The organism is Pseudomonas sp. WC2 (genome assembly GCF_050586545.1).
In the GTDB taxonomy this organism is placed as follows: Bacteria; Pseudomonadota; Gammaproteobacteria; order Pseudomonadales; family Pseudomonadaceae; genus Aquipseudomonas.
Genome location: NZ_JBOBDR010000002.1, coordinates 144,970 through 164,272 on the forward strand (window position 1 = coordinate 144,970; position 19,303 = coordinate 164,272).

At 58.1% G+C, this 19,303-nt stretch carries 18 protein-coding genes and 3 tRNA genes; 8 read left to right on the forward strand and 13 right to left on the reverse strand.

Going from position 1 to position 19,303, the window contains the following annotated elements:
• Positions 1-46: 46 nt before the first annotated feature.
• The 9 genes from hbdH to ACQ4OE_RS02675 form a co-directional block, all read right to left on the reverse strand.
• Positions 47-820 carry a 3-hydroxybutyrate dehydrogenase gene (gene hbdH, locus ACQ4OE_RS02635; RefSeq protein WP_430945572.1) on the reverse strand — a complete coding sequence of 258 codons (774 nt, stop codon included), beginning with the start codon at positions 818-820 and terminating at the stop codon, positions 47-49.
• A 7-nt stretch (positions 821-827) separates the two neighbouring features.
• Positions 828-2,219 (reverse strand): GntP family permease, encoded by a 1,392-nt coding sequence (locus tag ACQ4OE_RS02640; protein ID WP_430945573.1) that lies wholly within the window; start codon positions 2,217-2,219, stop codon positions 828-830.
• Positions 2,220-2,503: 284 nt separating this feature from the next.
• Positions 2,504-3,910 (reverse strand): sigma-54 interaction domain-containing protein, encoded by a 1,407-nt coding sequence (locus tag ACQ4OE_RS02645; RefSeq protein ID WP_430945574.1) that lies wholly within the window; start codon positions 3,908-3,910, stop codon positions 2,504-2,506.
• Between the two features lie 76 nt (positions 3,911-3,986).
• Complete coding sequence (locus ACQ4OE_RS02650) at positions 3,987-5,561, reverse strand: ABC transporter ATP-binding protein (protein WP_430945575.1); 1,575 nt, start codon at positions 5,559-5,561, stop codon at positions 3,987-3,989.
• Between the two features lie 9 nt (positions 5,562-5,570).
• Positions 5,571-6,593 carry an ABC transporter permease gene (locus tag ACQ4OE_RS02655; protein ID WP_430945576.1) on the reverse strand — a complete coding sequence of 341 codons (1,023 nt, stop codon included), beginning with the start codon at positions 6,591-6,593 and terminating at the stop codon, positions 5,571-5,573.
• Positions 6,593-7,654 carry a microcin C ABC transporter permease YejB gene (locus ACQ4OE_RS02660; protein WP_430945577.1) on the reverse strand — a complete coding sequence of 354 codons (1,062 nt, stop codon included), beginning with the start codon at positions 7,652-7,654 and terminating at the stop codon, positions 6,593-6,595. Before ACQ4OE_RS02660 ends, ACQ4OE_RS02655 begins: the two co-directional genes overlap by 1 nt.
• Entirely contained in the window at positions 7,654-9,522 is a 1,869-nt protein-coding gene (locus ACQ4OE_RS02665; RefSeq protein ID WP_430945578.1) for an extracellular solute-binding protein, read from the reverse strand. Before ACQ4OE_RS02665 ends, ACQ4OE_RS02660 begins: the two co-directional genes overlap by 1 nt.
• 133 nt (positions 9,523-9,655) lie before the next feature.
• Positions 9,656-9,937: a peptidylprolyl isomerase gene (locus ACQ4OE_RS02670; protein ID WP_122590857.1), complete on the reverse strand. Its 282-nt coding sequence runs from the start codon at positions 9,935-9,937 to the stop codon at positions 9,656-9,658.
• A gap of 96 nt (positions 9,938-10,033) precedes the next feature.
• Positions 10,034-10,903, reverse strand: a complete 870-nt coding sequence (locus ACQ4OE_RS02675) for an esterase/lipase family protein (protein WP_430945760.1) — start codon at positions 10,901-10,903, stop codon at positions 10,034-10,036.
• Between the two features lie 335 nt (positions 10,904-11,238).
• Here ACQ4OE_RS02675 and ACQ4OE_RS02680 point away from each other — a divergent pair, with 335 nt between their 5' ends.
• Entirely contained in the window at positions 11,239-12,318 is a 1,080-nt protein-coding gene (locus ACQ4OE_RS02680) for a hypothetical protein (RefSeq protein ID WP_430945579.1), read from the forward strand.
• A 57-nt stretch (positions 12,319-12,375) separates the two neighbouring features.
• Here the strand turns inward: ACQ4OE_RS02680 and ACQ4OE_RS02685 are convergent, their stop codons facing one another.
• Entirely contained in the window at positions 12,376-13,452 is a 1,077-nt protein-coding gene (locus tag ACQ4OE_RS02685) for a 3-deoxy-7-phosphoheptulonate synthase (protein WP_430945580.1), read from the reverse strand.
• Positions 13,453-14,086: 634 nt separating this feature from the next.
• On the opposite strand from ACQ4OE_RS02685, the gene ACQ4OE_RS02690 reads away from it, so the two are divergent.
• From ACQ4OE_RS02690 to ACQ4OE_RS02720, 7 genes are all read left to right on the forward strand, one after another.
• Positions 14,087-14,530, forward strand: coding sequence for a GNAT family N-acetyltransferase (locus ACQ4OE_RS02690; RefSeq protein ID WP_430945581.1), 444 nt, complete (start codon positions 14,087-14,089; stop codon positions 14,528-14,530).
• Positions 14,531-14,657: 127 nt separating this feature from the next.
• The gene (gacA, locus tag ACQ4OE_RS02695; protein WP_024012761.1) at positions 14,658-15,299 is read left to right on the forward strand and encodes a response regulator transcription factor GacA; all 642 of its coding nucleotides are present in this window, start codon (positions 14,658-14,660) and stop codon (positions 15,297-15,299) included.
• 2 nt (positions 15,300-15,301) lie between these two features.
• Entirely contained in the window at positions 15,302-17,125 is a 1,824-nt protein-coding gene (gene uvrC, locus ACQ4OE_RS02700; protein WP_430945582.1) for an excinuclease ABC subunit UvrC, read from the forward strand.
• A 32-nt stretch (positions 17,126-17,157) separates the two neighbouring features.
• Positions 17,158-17,718 (forward strand): CDP-diacylglycerol--glycerol-3-phosphate 3-phosphatidyltransferase, encoded by a 561-nt coding sequence (gene pgsA / locus ACQ4OE_RS02705; RefSeq protein WP_122590866.1) that lies wholly within the window; start codon positions 17,158-17,160, stop codon positions 17,716-17,718.
• Between the two features lie 60 nt (positions 17,719-17,778).
• A tRNA-Gly gene (locus tag ACQ4OE_RS02710) sits at positions 17,779-17,854 on the forward strand.
• Between the two features lie 46 nt (positions 17,855-17,900).
• Positions 17,901-17,974 (forward strand) — tRNA-Cys (locus tag ACQ4OE_RS02715).
• A gap of 196 nt (positions 17,975-18,170) precedes the next feature.
• Positions 18,171-18,257 (forward strand) — tRNA-Leu (locus ACQ4OE_RS02720).
• 71 nt (positions 18,258-18,328) lie between these two features.
• Here the strand turns inward: ACQ4OE_RS02720 and ACQ4OE_RS02725 are convergent.
• From ACQ4OE_RS02725 to ACQ4OE_RS02735, 3 genes are all read right to left on the reverse strand, one after another.
• Positions 18,329-18,613, reverse strand: a complete 285-nt coding sequence (locus tag ACQ4OE_RS02725) for a hypothetical protein (RefSeq protein ID WP_430945583.1) — start codon at positions 18,611-18,613, stop codon at positions 18,329-18,331.
• Between the two features lie 110 nt (positions 18,614-18,723).
• Positions 18,724-18,954: a hypothetical protein gene (locus ACQ4OE_RS02730; RefSeq protein WP_122590945.1), complete on the reverse strand. Its 231-nt coding sequence runs from the start codon at positions 18,952-18,954 to the stop codon at positions 18,724-18,726.
• Positions 18,955-19,072: 118 nt separating this feature from the next.
• On the reverse strand, positions 19,073-19,303 hold the full coding sequence (locus ACQ4OE_RS02735; protein ID WP_122590947.1) for a hypothetical protein: 231 nt from the start codon (positions 19,301-19,303) through the stop codon (positions 19,073-19,075).

The window sequence follows — 19,303 nt, forward strand, 5'->3', positions numbered from 1 at the left end:
TTTTATTCATGCACGGGTCAAGGTCACACAGAGGGATATGGCAGTGCTACTGGGCCAGCCAGCCACCATCAATATTCCACGCTGCACCGCGCACCTGGCTGCCGGCCTCGCTGCACAAGAACAACACCAACTCGCCCAGATGCTGCGGCGTGACAAACTCCAGCGACGGCTGCTTCTCGGCCAGCAAATCATGCTGCGCCTGCTGCGGATCGACGCCTTTGGCCGCACGATCATCGATCTGCTTCTGTACCAGCGGTGTCAACACCCAGCCCGGGCAGATCGCGTTGCACGTCACGTTGCTTGTCGCGGTTTCCAGGCCGACCACTTTGGTCAAACCGATGACCCCGTGTTTGGCAGCGACGTAAGCGGCTTTGCCGGTAGAGCCGACCTGACCATGCACCGAAGCAATGTTGATGATCCGCCCCCAGTTCTTCGCGCGCATGCCCTGCAGGCTCAGGCGCGTGCTGTGAAACACCGAAGACAGATTGATCGCAATGATCGAATCCCAGCGCTCCACCGGAAATTCTTCCACCGCCGCGACATGCTGGATGCCGGCGTTGTTGACCAGAATGTCGACGCCGCCGAACTCGCGTTCGGCGTAGGCGATCATGTCGGCGATCTGCGCCGGGTCGCTGACATCGGCCGGATGATGGCCAACCTTGCCGCCGAATTGGCCGACTTCAGCGATGACCTTCGAGGCATCACCAAAACCATTCAGAATCAGGTTGGCGCCAGCCTTGGCCAGGCTCAGCGCAATGCCCAAGCCGATGCCGCTGGTGGAGCCGGTTACCAGTGCGGTCTTGCCGGAAAGAGTGGTCATCAATACCTCACACAATGCCAGTGGCGTAGAAAGTGCCGATCACTACGAAAACCGCGAGGGTCTTGATCAGCGTAATACAGAAAATGTCTTTATAGGCTTCGCGGTGGGTCAACCCGGTGACCGCCAGCAGGGTGATCACCGCGCCATTATGCGGCAGGGTGTCCATGCCGCCGCTGGCCATCGCCGCCACGCGGTGCAGCACTTCCAGTGGGATATTGGCGGCGTGGGCCGCTGCAATGAATTGCTCGGACATCGCCGCCAGGGCAATGCTCATACCGCCCGATGCCGAACCGGTGATGCCGGCCAGCAGCGTCACGGTGATGGCTTCGTTGACCAGCGGATTGGGGATTTGCTTGAGCCAGTCGGCCAGCACCAGAAAGCCCGGCAGCGACGCGATCACCGCACCGAAACCGTATTCGGACGCTGTGTTCATGGCCGCGAGCAACGCGCCGCTGACCGCGCTTTTGCTGCCTTCGGCGAGTTTGCTGCGGATCGCCTTGAAGCCGAACACCAGCACCATCAGGATGCCGATCAGCAACGCTGCCTGTACCGCCCAGATCGCCGTCAGTTTGGCGATTTCAGTGGTCACCGGCGTGGCCATGCCCGGCAGCGCCAGGCTGTGGGTTTTGCCGTACCACTGCGGAATCCACTGGGTGAACAGCAGGTTCATGATGCCCACCGCCAGCAATGGCGACAGGGCGATCCATGGGTTGGGCAGCTTCAGGTCTTCAGCGGTTTCCGGCTCGTTGCGCAGTTCAGTGCCGTAACCTTCACCGGCACGTTGCGCCTTGTTGCGCTGGCGCTGAAGAAACAGCATGCCGGTGCAAAACACGAAAATAGTGCCGATCACACCCAGCCACGGCGCCGCCCACGCGGTGGTGTTGAAAAAGGTGCTGGGAATGATGTTCTGGATTTGCGGGGTGCCGGGCAGGGCGTCCATGGTGAACGAAAACGCGCCGAGGGCGATGGTCGCCGGGATCAGGCGCTTGGGAATATTGCTCTGGCGGAACATCTCGGCGGCAAACGGATACACCGCAAACACCACGACGAACAGCGACACGCCACCGTAGGTGAGGAGGGCGCAGACCAGCACGATCACAAGCATCGCTTGTTTGGTGCCGAGCAAACGAATCGCCGCAGCGACGATCGAGCGCGAGAACCCCGACAACTCGATCAACTTGCCGAACACGGCACCGAGCAGGAACACGGGAAAGTACAGTTTGATGAAACCGACCATTTTCTCCATGAACACGCCGGTGAAGGCGGGTGCGACGGCAGAAGGGTCGGTAAGCAACACTGCGCCAAGGGCGGCAATCGGGGCGAAGAGGATAACGCTGTAGCCACGGTAGGCGGCGAGCATCAGCAGCGCGAGGGCCGCCAAGGCAATGATCACACTCATGGTGTGTCTCTCCAGAATTGTTATTTTTGTGGGTGAAACGGTGTGGGAGAGGCTTTAGCGAGATTTGTGCCAGATCGTTAAGTGTTTGAAATATATGGTCTATTTTGATTTTTTTAATGTGTTTGGAATATTTTGTCTCTTTTCTGAGATTGTCGTTGCTTGTTCTGGCCTCTTCGCGAGCAGGCTCGCTCCCGCATTTAGAATGCGCACACCTTTTGGGAGCGAGCCTGCTCGCGAAGTTGTTGATCTGTCTCTAGGAAGAGACCTATATCTCAATATTGAGATCAGGCCATGCCTAAGGCGACCATCTTCTTGTACAGCGTCGACCGCCCCAGTCCCAGTGAAGCCGCCGCCTCCGGCACTTTGCCCGCGCATTGATCGAGGGCTGCCTGAATCACCTGCCGATCAAAACGCTCTCGCGCCTGTGCAAATGTTTCCTGCTTCGACGGTTTCAAGGTCGGTGCCGCAGCGTGCTCGACGGGGGTGAACGTGCCGATAGCCGCGCGAATATCGCTTTCGGTCAACATCAAGTCATCACTGAGCAACGCCGCCCGCTCCAGCACATTGCGCAGTTCGCGAATGTTACCCGGCCACGCGTGCTGCCCCAGCAAGTCGAGCGCATCGCGGTGCAATTCGTGCTGACTGCGCAGCTCTTCAAGGATCGCTTCACTGAGCGCCGGCAGATCGTCGAGACGTTCACGCAGGGGCGGCACCTGAATCGGCAGTACATTGAGGCGGTAGTACAAATCGGCGCGGAATTCGCCACGTTGAATCGCCGCTTGCAGATCCGTCGAAGTCGCGGCAATCACGCGAACATCGCTCTGGATCACCTCGTTGGAGCCGACGGGTTCGAATTCTTTTTCCTGTAATACCCGCAGCAGTTTGCTTTGCAGGGGCAGCGGCATGTCGCCGATTTCGTCGAGGAACAAGGTGCCGCCCTGAGCGATCTGCAACTTGCCGGTCCGACCCTTGCGGTCGGCGCCGGTGAACGCGCCGGGTGCGGTGCCGAAGAACTCCGCTTCCAGCAGCGTCTCGGGAATCGCCGCGCTGTTGATGCTGACGAAGGCCTTGTGTGCCCGTGGCGAGGCGCTGTGAATCGCTTGGGCGAGCAACTCTTTGCCGGTGCCGGTCTCGCCGAGCAGCAACACTGGCGATTCGGCGCTGGCACTGCGCCGCGCCCGCCGTTTGACTTCGAGGCTGGCGGCGCTGGTGCCGATGAAATGGGCGAAGTTGTATTTGGTCTGCCGCGCGCGCAGCAGTGAGCGGGTCGACGCCAGCTCTTCCTGCATGCTCAGGTAGCGTTTGAGCATTGGCGACAACGTGCGCAACTCATCGAACAGGGCAAAACCGATGGCGCCGATCACCGTGCCGACGTCGTCGTGGATCGGCAGGCGCATCACCACCAGCGGCTCTTTCGGCGTGTCTTGCATGTCGAGCAGGATCGGCCGCCCAGTACGCACCACTTCACGCAGCAGGCTGCCGGGGATCACGCTTTCGCACGGCTTGCCGATGGCGACGGCGGCGGATTCGAGGCCAAAACGCCGGGCGTAACGCTCGTTCATCCAGACGATATTGGCGTCGCGATCAACGATCACCGTACCTTCGCTGGACTGCTCGATGATCTCGAACAGCGAGCGGATCGCCAGGGTCCGCACCCTTTGATAATCCTTGAGGCTTTCGGTGGTGTTCATCTGACGGCTGATCCTGATGATGTGTTGTCTGTGCCGGCCTCTTCGCGACTCGGTTTCAAGTCGGTTGGCGATACCCTCACCCCGGATGCGCCGCCGCCAACAGCTCCTGGGTATACGGATGCTGCGGCGCATCGAACACCGCATGACTGGCGCCACGCTCGACGACTTTGCCGTCCTTGATCACGATCATGTCGTGGGCGAGGGCGCGCACCACCGCCAGATCGTGGCTGATGAACAGGTACGTCAGGCCGTGTTTTTCCTGTAGATCGCGGAGCAGGGCGACCACTTGTTTCTGCACCGTGCGATCCAGCGCCGACGTTGGTTCGTCAAGCAGGATCAGCGCCGGTTTCAGCACCAGTGCCCGGGCGATGGCGATGCGTTGGCGCTGACCGCCGGAGAATTCGTGGGGGTAGCGATGGCGGCTTTCCGGGTCGAGACCGACTTCCTTGAGCACGCGGATCACTTGCTCATCGCATTCATCGGCGCTCGATTCGCAATGCACTTCCAGGCCTTCACTGATGATCTGCGCCACCGACATGCGCGGGCTGAGGCTGCCGAACGGATCCTGAAACACCACTTGCATCTGACGACGCCACGGGCGCAGCTGTTTCTGATTGAGACCGTCGAGCGCTTCGCCCTGAAAACGAATGCTGCCTTCTGAATCAAGCAGACGCAGGATCGCCTGACCCAGCGTCGATTTGCCTGAGCCGGATTCGCCGACGATCCCGAGGGTCTTGCCGCGCTGAATGCTCAGACTGATGCCGTCCACTGCGCGCAGGTATTGTTTGCGTTGAAACAGTCCGCCACCGACGACGAACTCGACCTTTAAATCTTCTACCTCGAGCACGTTCTCGCGCTCATCCCGGGGCAAGGCCTCACCTTCAGGTTCGGCATTGAGCAGCACGCAGCTGTAAGGATGTTTAGGTTCGGTAAACAGGGTTTCGCAGGGTGCCTGTTCGACGATCTGCCCGGCCTTCATCACGCACACGCGCTGAGCAATGCTGCGCACCAGATTGAGGTCGTGGCTGATCAACAGCAGGGACATGCCGAGGCGTTGTTGCAGGGATTTGAGCAGTAGCAGAATCTTGCGCTGCACGGTGACATCGAGCGCGGTGGTCGGCTCGTCGGCGATCAACAGTTCCGGCTCGCAGGCCAGTGCCATGGCAATCATCACCCGTTGGCGTTGCCCGCCCGACAGTTGGTGCGGGTACGCCTTGAGGCGTTCCTTGGGTTTTTGGATGCCGACCAGGCCAAGTAATTCGAGAATGCGCTGTTGCGCCGCTTTGCCGCCCAGGCCCCGGTGCAGCAGTAGGGTTTCGCCAATCTGCTTTTCGATGGTGTGCAGCGGATTGAGCGACGTCATCGGTTCCTGAAAGATCATCGCGATGCGGTTGCCGCGCAGTTCCCGCAGGACCTTGGGGTCGGCGCCGAGCAGTTCCTGGCCACGGTAGCGAATACTGCCAGTGGTTTGCGCTTCACTTTCAGGCAGCAGCTGAAGAATCGAATGCGCCGTGACCGATTTGCCCGAGCCCGATTCACCGACCAGCGCCAGACATTCACCGGGGCGAATATCCAGGCACAGATCGCGCACCACAGGCTGGCCATGGAAGGCGACATTGAGGTTGCGAATTTCGATCAGGTTATCAGTCATGGTCACGCTTCAGGATCGTGGGTCGAATGCGTCACGCAACGCTTCGCCGATGAATACCAGTAAAGAAAGGATCAATGCCAGGGTGAAGAACGCCGTCAGCCCAAGCCACGGTGCTTGCAGGTTTTGCTTGCCCTGACCGATCAGTTCACCGAGGGAGGCGCTGCCGGCGGGCATGCCGAAGCCGAGGAAGTCCAATGCCGTCAGGGTAGAAATCGCCCCGGTCAGAATGAACGGCAGGTAACTCAACGTGGCGTTCATGGCGTTGGGCAAGATGTGCCGGACAATCACTTTGCGATCGCTCAGGCCCAATGCCCGGGCGGCTTTGACGTATTCCAGATTGCGTCCGCGCAGGAACTCGGCACGTACGACGTCGACCAGTGCGAGCCATGAGAACAACGCCATGATGCCCAGTAACCACCAGAAATTCGGCTCGACGAAACCGGAAAGAATAATCAGCAGGTACAACACCGGCAGCCCCGACCAGACTTCCAGCAAGCGTTGCCCCAGCAAATCGATCCAGCCGCCGTAATAGCCTTGCAGCGCACCGGCAGCAATGCCGATCAGCGCACTGACAAATGTCAGCATCAGCGCAAACAGGATCGACACCCGGGCGCCGAAAATCACCCGCGCCAACACGTCTCGCGCCTGATCATCGGTGCCGAGCCAATTGACCGAGGTTGGCGGGCTCGGCGCCGGTTTGTTGAGGTCATAGTTCGGCGTGTCGTCACTGAACGGAATCGGTGGGAATAGCAACCAGCCGCCGTCCTTGCGAATCAGGTTCTGCACATAGTCGCTGCGATAGTCGGCCTGAAAGGGCAGTTGCCCGCCGAACTCCTGCTCGGTATGGCGTTTGAACACCGGGAAGTACCACTGCCCCTGATAGCTGACCACCAGCGGCTTATCGTTGGCGATCAACTCGCCACCCAATGTCAGCATGAACAAACCGATAAACAGCCACAGGGACCACCAGCCCCGGCGATTTTTCTTGAAACGTTCGAACCGGCGACGGCCCAACGGCGAGAATTTGAACATCAGGCGTTCCTCGCGGCGAAATCGATGCGCGGATCGACCAGCGTATAGCAGAGGTCACCAATCAGTTTTATCAGTAGCCCGAACAGCGTGAAGATGAACAGCGAGCCAAACACCACCGGGTAATCCCGCGATACTGCCGCTTCGTAACTCATGCGGCCGAGGCCGTCGAGCGAGAAGATCACCTCGATCAGCAACGAGCCGGCGAAGAACACGCTGATGAACGCTTGGGGGATGCCTGAGACCACCAGCAACATGGCGTTGCGGAAAACGTGCCCATAGAGCACACGACGTTCGCTCAGGCCTTTGGCTCGAGCGGTGACCACGTACTGTCGGGTGATTTCGTTGAGGAACGAGTTTTTGGTGAGGATCGTCAATGTGGCGAAACCGCCAATCACCAGCGCCGTCACCGGCAAGACCAGGTGCCAGAAGTAGTCGGCGATCTTGCCCAGGGTCGACAGCGACTCGAAGTTGTCCGAAACCAGACCGCGCACCGGAAACCAGTTCAGCGAAGTACCTCCGGCGAACACCACGATCAGGAACATGGCGAACAGGAAGGCCGGCATCGCGTAACCGATGATGATCGCCGTGCTGCTCCAGATGTCGAAATGACTGCCGTGGTGCACCGCTTTGCGAATGCCCAGTGGAATTGAAACCAGATAGGTGATCAGCGTTGCCCATAGTCCGAGGGAAATGGTCACTGGCATCTTTTCCAGGATCAGGTCGGTGACCGTAGCGCCGCGGAAGAAACTCTTGCCGAAGTCCAGGTGCGCGTAGTTCTTGAGCATCAACCACAGACGTTCATGGGCAGGCTTGTCGAAGCCGTATTGTTTTTCGATGTCCTTGATCAGTTGCGGATCGAGGCCGCGACTGGCGCGGGACGTGCTGCTCATGGTCTCGCTCGCGCCGCCACCGACACTGGCGCCGCCGATGCCTTGCAGATGCGCGATGGCCTGCTCGACCGGGCCGCCGGGTGCGGCTTGAATGATCACGAAATTGACCAGCAGAATGATCACCAGCGTCGGAATGATCAGCAACAGACGCCTGAATATGTAACCCCACATCAGTGCGGCCCTCCGGGTCTGCCGCGGCCAATTTTCTCGGCGGTCATCTGCTGATTGGTCAGCGGCGTGCTGCTGATTTCCCACCAGCTCTCGATCGCTTCGTCATTGCTCGCCTGCACCGACGGTATGCCGAAGCGGTTCCACCAAACCGTCGAGGTTCCCGGCGGATAATAATTGGGGATCCAGTAGTAATTCCATTGCAGGACTCGATCCAGTGCGTGGGCGTAGTGCAGCATGTCCGATTGCGTTGAAGCGCGAATCAGACCGTTGATCAAAGTGTCCACGGCGGGGTTTTTCAGGACCATGTAGTTGTTGGCGCCGGGGTCGTTGGCGGACGCCGAGCCGAAGTAATTCAATAACTCGCCACCGGGTGAAGTGCTGACCGGATAACCAGTGACGATCATGTCGTAGTCGCGGCTCATCAGGCGATTGACGTACTGCGAGGAGTCGATGCGACGGATATTGAGGTCGATGCCGATTTGCTTGAGCGTGCGCTTGTACGGGAGCAACAAGCGGTCCATGCCATTCTGGCTGACCAGAAAGGTAAAACTCAGCGGTTCGCCCTCGGCATTCACCAACTGATCACCGTCGGGTTTCCAGCCTGCCTGCTCCAGCAACTCAAGGGCTTGCAGCTGTTTGTCCCGGATGATCCCGCTGCCATCGGTTTTCGGCGCTTCGAAAACGGTGGTGAAGACCTCGTCGGGAATCTGCCCGCGCAACGGTTCAAGAATTTTCAGCTCCTGAGCGTCGGGCAATTGCCGGGCGGCGAGGTCGGTGTTGGAAAAGTAGCTTTGCTGGCGGATGTACAGGTTGCGCATCATCTGCCTGTTGCTCCATTCGAAATCCCAGAGCATGGCCAAGGCCTGGCGCACACGGCGGTCCTGGAACATCGGTTTTTGCAGGTTGAAGACGAAACCTTGCGCCGACTGCGGTGCTTCGGTCGCTAGGTGAGCCTTTTGCAGGCGCCCATCCTTGAGGGCAGGGCTGTCGTAGCCGATCGAATAACCGGTCGCGGAGAATTCGCGGTTGTAGTCATAGGCTCCGCCGCGCAGGACCTGACGGGCTACATCGGTGTCACCGAAGTATTCGATGCTGAAATGATCGAAGTTGTAGAGCCCTCGACTCACCGGCAGGTCTTTGCCCCACCAGTCGGCATTGCGTTCAAAGGTAATGCTGCGGCCCGAATCGACTTTGCCAACGCGGTAGGGGCCGCTGCCCAATGGTGGCTCATAACCGCCGCCGCCCGCGAAGTCGCGAGTCTTCCACCAATGTTCGGGAAAAACCGGGAGCGTCGCGATATCCAGCGGCAGCGTGCGGTTTTCGTTGCTCTTGAAGTCGAAGCGTACGGTCAGCGGGGCTTCCACTTCGACGGCTTTGACATCGGCAAACTGGGTGCGATAACGCAGGCTGCCCTGGGTCATCAACAAATCGTAGGTGTAGCGCACATCTTCGGCGGTGATCGGCTTACCGTCGGCGAAGCGTGCTTTGGGATTGATAAAGAAGCGCAGGGACAGACCGTCGTCGGAGCGCTCCATCTTCTGCGCTACCAGACCGTAGACGGTGTAGGGCTCATCCAGCGAGCGCTGAGCCAGTGGCGAATACAGCATGCCGTCAATCTGGGTGACACCGATGCCCTTGTCTATATAAGGAAGGACGTGATCGAAGTGACCGATTTCGATGGCCGAGCGGCGCATCGTTCCGCCCTTCGGGGCTTGCACATTGGTGTAATCGAAGTGGCTGAAACCGGCGGGGTATTTGGCAGGTTCGCCGTAAACGGTCAACGCATGTTGCGGTGCAGCGTTCACGCTGGCGGCGCCCGAGAGCAGCGCGAGAGCGGTGAGCATCAATGTGGGGAAAACCAGTCGCATCGTCAGCCTTGGAACCGGGAAATCGATAAGCGCAATTTGTACGCGAGAGACGCGTCAGCCGCCAGCCGTATGTGTAACTGAAACACAACGGCCCACCATAAGGCGGGCCGTTGTAGAGCGATCAGGCGACGAATCAGTCCTGACGGCTGGTGACTTCCAGCAAGTGATAACCGAACTGGGTCTTCACTGGGCCTTGCACGACATTGATCGGCGCGCTGAATACCACGGTGTCGAATTCCTTGACCATCTGGCCAGGACCGAACGAACCCAGATCTCCGCCCTGACGGCTGGATGGGCAGGTGGAGTTGGCCTTGGCGACTTCGGCGAAATCAGCGCCGCCTTCGATTTGGGTTTTGAGTTCGTTGCACTTGTCTTCGCTGGAAACCAGGATGTGGCGGGCAGTGGCTTTAGCCATGGGAAACTCTCCAATCTATTTCAGTAAAGTGTGGAGCCTACCGGAATCAGTGGGCGAATTCTCGGCAAAGTTCCATTCGGTAAACGTTGGCGTTCGTCAGAGGCCGGCGGCCTGCAGGCGCATGGCGTGTTCAACATAAAGTTGAATCGGGTCATGCACCAAGTGATTGTCGCCGGGGCTGCGCCGCAGGCTGCCCAAGTGATCCATGGGGTAATCGGAGCGGATTACGTGGCCAAGATGGGAGCTGAAGCGGCCGACAAAGCCATCATTTTGTTGGGCTTCGGTTGTAAAGTACTGGGCCATTTCCTGACAGATGCGTTGAGCCGGGTCCAGCGAGCGCGGCGCATTGGCCGGTAGGACGCCGCTCCATGAGTAGTACTGAACATCGTTGACCTGCGCAGGACCTTGGCCTCCCCAGCTCTGGGGCAGCCCTTGCGGATACTTGTCGTTGAAGTCCCCGACACCTTCGGTTGTCAGCGCATTCAGCGCCGCGACGGCATTTTGCGGCAGCGAAATGCTACCACTGAGCAATGACAGTAAATCGGCAAACAGCGTCGCCACGCTCTGCGCGACTATTTCTGGAAGTCGACCGGGGATGAGGGCCTTGCGCAGGAAGTCAGCCAGTTCCGAACCATGGTTCGGTCCGCTGACCGACGTCACCGAGGCGACGCTGTGTGGGGCAAGCGCCGCCGCGTAACGTGCCGCCAATGCGCCCTGACTGTGACCGATGAGGTTGACTTTACTAGCGCCGGTTCCACGTAAAACCGCCTCTATTTGAGTCAGCAGTTGCTCGCCTCTGATTTCGTTCTTATGGGTGGCGGAGAGGTGGGGCACAAACACTCGGTTGCCGGCCGCTTTCAGAACGTCCTTAACGTCACGAAATAGCTCGACATGGCCGATGCGCTCGAATCCAAACAGGCCGTGTACCAACAGGATAGGGTAACGAGTTGTAGCATTCCGTTGCATGTTCAGACCTTTTTCGCAGAAGTTCATCGAATAATTACATCGCTCACTCTAAAACACTCATTCTGTTGAAGAAGTACGAATAGGCTTCAGATGACTGTCGAATCTGGACTAGGGTCTGTATGAAATTTCGGATTTCTCTGAACTCCAAATCGGAAGTTCTGGCCATCCAGCGCTCAGAAAAGTGTGATTTCGTCTCGTGCTCTTACTTGGCTCGTAGCCTTTGCCCCGGCGTCGCGGCGTAATGGCCTGACATCAATACCGCGGGAATTCGTTTTCAATATGGGTCGTCGACGCTGTCAATGATGACGGCGCCTTATCCAAGGAATGGGCCAAGCATGACCACTCATGAAGTCGAGTTTTATTACCGCGCCAGCCACCCGATCAGTGCCTGCAAACAGACCGTCGCATTGCCTGCGGTGACGATCGATTCGTTGAACGATGATGTGCTGGACCCGTCACTGACCAAGGTACTCGTTCGGGTCGCGGCCTACCCCGACATGGCGTGTGGCGATCAGTTGTTGTTGAGCTGGGACGGCCTGGATATCGAGGGCTTTGCCTATCAGCACGAGATGGTGCGATTTGTCAGCGAAGCACAGGTGGGCAAGGAACTCGTTTTCGTCGTTAAAAGCCTGCACCTGGCGGCGCTGGATGGCGGATCGCTGGAAGTCTACTGGACGCTGCTGAAGGCAAATTTGCCGCAATCGCTCGAATCCGAGCGCCTGCAGTTGTCGGTCGGCGATGTGCGAAAGAATCTGCTTGCGCCGCAGATTGAAAATGCAGTGGGAGGTTCGCTTGATCCAGAGCGAGTGCCGGAGGGGACCCTAGTGTCGCTGCAACCTTACGCCAGAATGTCTGCCGGCGACCGGGTTCTCTTGTCGTGGAAAAGCGATGCGTCGGTGGAGGCCTTCAACGATACGTTGAAGGTCGAAGCCTTTGCTGTCGCCGAGGCCTTGTCATTCTGGATTCCGCCGCCGTGCATTGAAGCCAATCGGGGATTGGCCGTGACGGTGACTTACCGCGTCGAACGTGCAGGCGGGGAGGTTGAAACGTCGGATCCGACGAAGGTTTTCATTGGGCCATTGGTTCGCGGTGAGCTGGCGCCACCCCAGGTGCTCGAAGCCCCGGACGGCGTGTTGTCCGTGGCAGATTCGACCGCCGGCGTTACCCTTGTGATCAGCGACGCTCAGACGCAAGAGGGGGAGCTGGTTTATCTCAGGTGCGACGGCGAGCTTTTCAGCCACCGGGATGACCGCGACATCAGTGCGGAAACGGCCGGTCGGCCGCTCATTTTTGTTGTGCCGCATTCTTTCTGGCGTGAACATCAGGGCTCGACCGTAGACATCACCTACTCGGTGGAACGCCTGGATGATGTCAGCCAGGAATCGGCAGAGACGCGCATCCGAATCGACGCCTAGCGTTCAACACCTCAGCCCTCCGTTTTCCTTGAAATCGGAGGGCTTTTGCGCAAGGCGTCAGTCCCGGGCGTGGGTGCCGAGGCGTTGTGCTGCGTCTAGCAGCAACTGCTCCGTTGCACTGAAGCCAAGGCAGCCATCAGTCACAGAAACGCCGTAACGCAGGGATGCGCTCAATGGCTGGCAGCCTTCGAACAGATGAGACTCAAGCATCATGCCGATCAGTGAACGATCACCTTGCAGGCGTTGCTCAAGCACTTCATTGAACACGCCGGGCTGGCGCAATGGATCTTTGCCGCTATTGGCATGGCTGCAATCGACCATGATCCGGCCAGGAATCTTCAAACGATTCAGGTCCGCCTTGATGCGGTTCACGCTGGCGCGATCATGATTTGGACCGTGGTGTCCGCCGCGCAGCACCAGGTGTGTATCGGGATTGCCAGCGGTCTGGATCATTGCCGGGTGACCCTGGCTGTCCACGCCGAAATGCCGGTGTGGGTGGGCTGCAGAACGCATGGCATCGACGGCCACGGCGACACCACCGTCAGTGCCGTTTTTGAAACCGACTGGCATGCTTAAGCCACTGGCCATTTCGCGATGAATCTGCGATTCAGTGGTGCGCGCACCTATGGCAACCCAACTGAGCAAATCATCGAAGTAACCGGCGGCCATGGGTTGCAACAACTCGGTGGCTACGGGCAGGCCGAGGCGGATCATTTCCAGCATAAGTTCGCGGGACAGGGTCAGGCCGCCAGCCATGTCGTCACTGCCATCCAGATGCGGATCGTAGGCGAGGCCTTTCCAGCCAATGGTGGTGCGGGGTTTTTCGACGTAGGCACGCATGACCAACAACATCGAGTCGCTGACTTCGGCAGCGAGTCGAGCCAGTTTGCCGGCGTATTCGAGGGCGGATTGCGGGTCATGAATCGAACAAGGGCCGACAATCACCAGCAAGCGAGGGTCTTCAGCGTTGAGAATGGCGCGAACCGCCTGACGATGGGCGGCGACTTGCTGACTCAATGCCGAGGTCAGGGGCAGTTGCTGTTTGAGTTGCAACGAACTGGGCAGACGCAAGGTCAGCGCTTCGTTGGCGGAATCGAGGTTGGACAGTGGCAGAGCAGAAACGGACGAGTTCATATTCGGTCTTCCTGGGCTGGCGGCGGGTGCTTCCCGCGCGCTCGGCCCTACTGGGGTGTTCGACAATTGGCCGTATTGGCTACGTGTGTGTGCTTGCCACCTGTGGGTGACCGATCGGAGGCGGCAGGCTGTCCCGAGCGGAGGCTGGTAAATCGCCAGGCGGTAAAAGTGTCGTAACGGCAATAAGTGGCGTAGTTCATTTTGTGATTCCTCAAAGTGTCTGGTGTGTCGCTGAAAAGAGTGGGGCCAGAAAAAACAAAACCCCCGGTCGGGAGGCCGACCGGGGGTTGAGAATTCTCTGGTTGGCGACCCGTTGTTATGGGCGCCGTGTGGGTATCAGGCGCGCCAGTGGCTAAACCAATACCCAAAATAAAAGCTGACCGGAGCGCAAACGTCATTCACCCGGGCAGCCGCAACCGAGCGCAGGGCGCTGGCGGCACATAGCTGTGAAAGGGCGTTGAACATGGTCTATCTCCAGTGAATGCGCCGAGCTTACAAGAGGCCGACACGGCTCGGCAATCAGAAAATGCTATTGCGTCGCCAACAAAAAACCTATCGCTTGAGCGCTTCAACAGTTGTGACACACTCCGTGTTTGGCTCGAAAACAAGGTTGAACCATGGTAACGGTGACCTCATGACTTTTCTGATGCGTCTTGCGACCGCCGAGGATCTGACGTTCGCGCGCGAGCTGACCTGTCAGAACATGCTGCGTTATTACATCCAGCATGACCTGTTGTGGCAGGACGATGCATTCGATTTGGCCTGGTCGGGGCGCGATAACTGGCTGATATCGCGGGGCGATACAGCGGTAGGTTTTTTCAGTCTGAGCCGCGACCTGCGGGCGCTGTATATTCGTGAGCTACAGATTGCCAAGGCGTTTCAGGGGCAGGGGGCGGGTTCCTGGGCAATTGATCAGGTTATTGATATCGCCAAAACAGAAAAGCGACCGGCAGTGCGCTTGACCGTCTTCGAAAACAATCCGGCAAGAAACTTGTATGAAAGAAAAGGACTACGCGTTCAGGGTGAGGACGCGTGTTTCCTGAGGATGCAGCTCGATATCAGTACAGCTCTGGGCTGAAACCCACGGCGCACATGACTTCAATGATGAATTGAAACTTTTTAAATGCGGCTTTCCGCTAGGTCTGTCTGGCACTTTTTGCTAAGGTGTCCGGCATCCCAATAAGACCATATCGCGAGGTGTCTGCTTGATTAGGGTGCTAGTGGTCGATGACCATGATCTCGTTCGTACAGGCATTACACGGATGCTGGCCGATATCGATGGCCTGCAGGTGGTGGGGCAGGCCGAGTCAGGTGAAGAGTCCCTGATCAAGGCCCGAGAGCTGAAGCCCGATGTGGTGCTGATGGACGTCAAGATGCCTGGCATCGGCGGCTTGGAAGCCACGCGCAAACTGCTGCGCAGTCACCCGGATATCAAGGTGGTTGCCGTCACCGTGTGCGAAGAAGACCCGTTCCCCACGCGCTTGCTGCAAGCGGGTGCCGCGGGTTATCTGACCAAGGGCGCAGGTTTGCCGGAAATGGTTCAGGCGATTCGCCTGGTGTTCGCCGGCCAGCGCTACATCAGTCCGCAGATTGCTCAACAGTTGGCGATCAAATCCTTTCAGCCGACCAATGATTCCCCGTTCGATGCCTTGTCGGAGCGGGAGATTCAGATCGCGTTGATGATTGTCGGCTGCCAGAAGGTTCAGATCATTTCCGACAAGTTATGCCTCTCACCGAAAACCGTGAACACCTACCGTTACCGTATCTTCGAAAAGCTTTCGATCAGCAGCGACGTTGAGTTGACACTGTTGGCGGTTCGTCACGGCATGGTTGATGCCAGCGCCTGATCATGACTGACACTTTCGATTCCGGCGCCTTTCTGTCAACGGTCAGCGGGCGCCCCGGCGTTTACCGCATGTTCGACAGCGAGGCGCGACTGCTTTACGTCGGCAAGGCCAAAAATCTCAAGAAACGTTTGGCCAGCTATTTCCGCAAAACCGGTCTGGCGCCGAAAACGGCTGCCCTGGTGGGGCGCATTGCCCAGGTCGAGACGACCATTACCGCCAACGAAACCGAAGCACTGCTGCTTGAGCAAACGCTGATCAAAGAATGGCGGCCGCCGTACAACATTCTGTTGCGCGACGATAAATCCTATCCTTACGTGTTTCTCTCGGACGGCCAGTTTCCGCGTCTGAGCATTCATCGGGGGGCGAAAAAAGCCAAGGGCAAATACTTCGGGCCGTATCCCAGTGCCGGTGCCATTCGTGAAAGTCTGAGTCTGTTGCAGAAAACGTTTTTCGTCCGGCAATGTGAAGACAGTTACTACAAGAACCGCACACGTCCGTGTCTGCAGTACCAGATCAAGCGCTGCAAGGCGCCTTGTGTCGGACTCGTCGAGCCTGAGGTTTATGCCGAGGATGTGCGTCACTCGGTGATGTTCCTCGAAGGGCGTAGTCACGCGCTGACCAATGAATTGTCCACGGCAATGGAGGAGGCAGCGATCAACCTTGAGTTCGAGCGCGCCGCCGAATTGCGTGACCAGATTGCGCTGCTGCGACGCGTTCAGGATCAACAGAGCATGGAGGGCGGCACCGGTGACATCGATGTCATCGCCGCTTTCGTCAATCCGGGCGGTGCCTGCGTGCATTTGATCAGTGTGCGGGGAGGGCGAGTGCTTGGCAGCAAAAACTTCTTCCCGCAGGTTGGTATCGAGGAAGACGTTTCGGAAGTCATGGCGGCGTTTCTTGGCCAATACTTCATCAGCAGCCCTGAGCGCGATCTGCCGAGCGAATTGATCGTCAACGTCGTTCACGAAGACTTCCCGACGCTGATCGAGGCCATTCACTCGTCTCGTGGCCGAGAGTTGGCAATCAGTCATCGGGTGCGCGGTACACGGGCGCGCTGGCAGCAATTGGCAGTCACCAACGCCGAACAGGCGCTTGGTGCGCGGCTTGCCAATCGGCAACATACCGCTGCGCGTTTCGATGCCTTGGCGGAAGTCTTGAATCTGGATGAACCGCCGCAACGGCTGGAGTGCTATGACATCAGCCACTCCAGCGGCGAGGCGACAGTGGCGTCCTGCGTGGTATTCGGTCCGGAAGGGGCGATCAAGTCGGATTACCGTCGCTACAACATCGAAGGTGTTACGGCGGGTGATGACTACGCGGCGATGCATCAGGCCTTGACCCGACGCTTCAGCAAATTGAAAGACGGCGAGGGCAAGCTGCCCGACATTCTCCTGGTCGATGGCGGCAAGGGGCAGTTGTCGATGGCCCGCGACGTGCTTAATGAACTGGCGGTGCCGGATCTGATCTTGCTCGGTGTCGCCAAGGGCGCGACGCGCAAGGCCGGTTTCGAAACTCTGTATCTGAATGATGCGGCGCACGAGTTCACCTTGCGCGGCGACTCTCCGGCCTTGCATCTTATTCAGCAGATTCGCGACGAAGCCCACCGATTTGCCATCACAGGACATCGCGCGCGGCGCGGCAAAACCCGGCGAACGTCAACGCTGGAAGGCGTTGCAGGCGTTGGCCCAACCCGTCGTCGCGATTTGTTGAAACATTTTGGTGGATTGCAGGAGCTGTCTCGTGCCAGCATCGAAGAGATCGCCAAAGCCCCGGGGATCAGTAAAAAGCTCGCAGAGTCGATTTATGCGAACCTGCATAGCGAGTAGAATGCCCCTTCACCTCGTAGCCAGTTGTGCCGATGAATATCCCTAATCTGATTACCGTTCTACGCGTCCTGCTCATCCCGATCTTCATTTTGCTGTTTTACCTGCCTTACCAATGGAGTTACATGGCCTCCGCTTCGGTGTTCGCCTTTGCGGCAGCCACAGACTGGCTGGATGGTTACCTGGCTCGCCGCCTGGAGCAGAGCACCCCCTTCGGTGCGTTCCTTGACCCGGTCGCCGACAAACTCATGGTTGCTGTTGCGCTGGTTCTGCTGGTACAAGAGCACGGCAATCTCTGGCTCACGTTGCCAGCAGCCGTCATTATCGGTCGCGAGATCGTGGTGTCGGCATTGCGTGAATGGATGGCCGAACTCGGCGCCCGCGCCCATGTTGCGGTATCGAATCTGGGCAAATGGAAAACCGCTGCACAGATGCTTGCACTGGTGATCCTGTTGGCCAATCCAAAGGACTTCACCTTCTGGGTTGTTCTCGGTTACGCCTTGCTGATGGTCTCTGCCGGCCTGACGTTGTGGTCGATGGTTCAGTACCTTCGCGCCGCGTGGCCGCATCTGAAGACCGATGTTCAAAAGAAATAAAACTTTTTTGAATCAAGGGGTTGACGGAGCTTCTTAATTCTATAGAATGCGCATCACCAAGCGGGAATAGCTCAGTTGGTAGAGCACGACCTTGCCAAGGTCGGGGTCGCGAGTTCGAGTCTCGTTTCCCGCTCCAAGTTAAAACGCGTTTGTTGTTGTGCTACTGATGACAGACGTTTTGAGGCCGAGTAGCAAAATGGTTATGCAGTGGATTGCAAATCCACCTACGCCGGTTCGATTCCGACCTCGGCCTCCACTATAAACAAGCTCCGTAGATCCATGATTTACGGAGCTTTTTTATTTGCAGTCCGCAGCAAGATTTAGTCTTGAAAACGGCGATTGCAAACTTGCTTCACCGGGAAGTGATGTATATATTTCCCGCTCGGCTGTTCAGCGTGCATCCTCTCAGGATCGCGACCCTGCAGTTGAATGGAAGGCTACACCGCGCTACCGCCCGAATGGCGAAACTGGTAGACGCATGGGACTTAAAATCCCCCGCTCGTAAGGGCGTGCCGGTTCGATTCCGGCTTCGGGCACCATGAATAGCAAGGGCTTGCATGAATAACTTCATGCAAGCCCTTTTTTTGTCTTGAATTAAGTCAGTTGGCACTCAAACGTAAGCTTGGCGGGCAAAGCCCCGTGGCAAGCGTTGGCGGCCAGCCATCGCTGTGAGGCGTTGCTGCCACTCAGTGCGCCAGTTCACCGCGCTATGCGCAGTTTTGCCTTGGCGGGACGTGCGTCGCGCCGCATTTCGTTGATCTTTACGAGCTTGTTTATACGCTTCAGTGTTGCGGCAACTGCGGCATTTGACGCGGTTGAGTTCGCGACTTGCCGTGAGATGTTGGCCTTTGTGACCACAGGCCAGATGTCCGTCGATGTTGAAATGAATGACCATCAGACGCCTCCTTCGTGACGTGTACAGTTTTTTGACCGCGCACGAAAGAAGGCGTTCATGAGAACGAAACGCGGGTAAAACTCCGTAAACCGAGGTGTCGCTGCAATCGCTTATCTGAACCGCGGCAGCGGCCGATCGGCAGGCTTGAGTGACGACAGCGTATTGCGGATCAGCGGTGCATCTTTCTCGATGTCGTTCAGACGATCACGGATGCGCAGGGCTGTTGGATGCCCGCCTTGATGGTCGACCCAGTCGGCGATCTCTTTGCAGGCGGCTGCCAGGCGCGCCTGGCGGGCGTCGAGCAGGGTGAGGAGGGTGGTGATGGACTCTTTTTCGGACATGGAACACCTCCGTTCTATGAAACCTGAGCTGCAGCAAAAAGCCCGCGAGCTGCGAGCCAGATGCCGTGGGGCGCCGCTCCATCAGCTGGTTTCAGTATAGACCCGCTTTAGCGCGGCATCAGCCGGAAGGCTGGCGGGCCGGTGATGGGGAACTGGCTGCGTTGAGGCGCTGACATTCTTTGAGTGCATCCCGCTCGACGTCGTAGCCATCGCCGATGAAACCATTCGTGCGCGTGTCGCAAATGCGAAACCAGCCAATCGCCTCGGCGGGTTCATGCAGGGTTTCTCCGGCGCGTCGACCGTGAATGATGACTTTCTTGCAGCGCTTCACGACGAATATGTCTTCCAT

Coding starts and splice junctions, on each gene's coding strand:
- hbdH (WP_430945572.1), bottom strand. CDS start 820: ATGACCACTCTTTCCGGCAAGACCGCACTGGTAACCGGCTCCACCAGC.
- ACQ4OE_RS02725 (WP_430945583.1), bottom strand. CDS start 18,613: ATGGTCATTCATTTCAACATCGACGGACATCTGGCCTGTGGTCACAAA.
- uvrC (WP_430945582.1), top strand. CDS start 15,302: ATGACTGACACTTTCGATTCCGGCGCCTTTCTGTCAACGGTCAGCGGG.
- ACQ4OE_RS02665 (WP_430945578.1), bottom strand. CDS start 9,522: ATGCGACTGGTTTTCCCCACATTGATGCTCACCGCTCTCGCGCTGCTC.
- ACQ4OE_RS02680 (WP_430945579.1), top strand. CDS start 11,239: ATGACCACTCATGAAGTCGAGTTTTATTACCGCGCCAGCCACCCGATC.
- ACQ4OE_RS02640 (WP_430945573.1), bottom strand. CDS start 2,219: ATGAGTGTGATCATTGCCTTGGCGGCCCTCGCGCTGCTGATGCTCGCC.
- ACQ4OE_RS02645 (WP_430945574.1), bottom strand. CDS start 3,910: ATGAACACCACCGAAAGCCTCAAGGATTATCAAAGGGTGCGGACCCTG.
- ACQ4OE_RS02685 (WP_430945580.1), bottom strand. CDS start 13,452: ATGAACTCGTCCGTTTCTGCTCTGCCACTGTCCAACCTCGATTCCGCC.
- ACQ4OE_RS02735 (WP_122590947.1), bottom strand. CDS start 19,303: ATGGAAGACATATTCGTCGTGAAGCGCTGCAAGAAAGTCATCATTCAC.
- ACQ4OE_RS02730 (WP_122590945.1), bottom strand. CDS start 18,954: ATGTCCGAAAAAGAGTCCATCACCACCCTCCTCACCCTGCTCGACGCC.
- ACQ4OE_RS02675 (WP_430945760.1), bottom strand. CDS start 10,903: ATGCAACGGAATGCTACAACTCGTTACCCTATCCTGTTGGTACACGGC.
- ACQ4OE_RS02670 (WP_122590857.1), bottom strand. CDS start 9,937: ATGGCTAAAGCCACTGCCCGCCACATCCTGGTTTCCAGCGAAGACAAG.
- ACQ4OE_RS02690 (WP_430945581.1), top strand. CDS start 14,087: ATGACTTTTCTGATGCGTCTTGCGACCGCCGAGGATCTGACGTTCGCG.
- ACQ4OE_RS02650 (WP_430945575.1), bottom strand. CDS start 5,561: ATGACTGATAACCTGATCGAAATTCGCAACCTCAATGTCGCCTTCCAT.
- pgsA (WP_122590866.1), top strand. CDS start 17,158: ATGAATATCCCTAATCTGATTACCGTTCTACGCGTCCTGCTCATCCCG.
- ACQ4OE_RS02655 (WP_430945576.1), bottom strand. CDS start 6,593: ATGTTCAAATTCTCGCCGTTGGGCCGTCGCCGGTTCGAACGTTTCAAG.
- ACQ4OE_RS02660 (WP_430945577.1), bottom strand. CDS start 7,654: ATGTGGGGTTACATATTCAGGCGTCTGTTGCTGATCATTCCGACGCTG.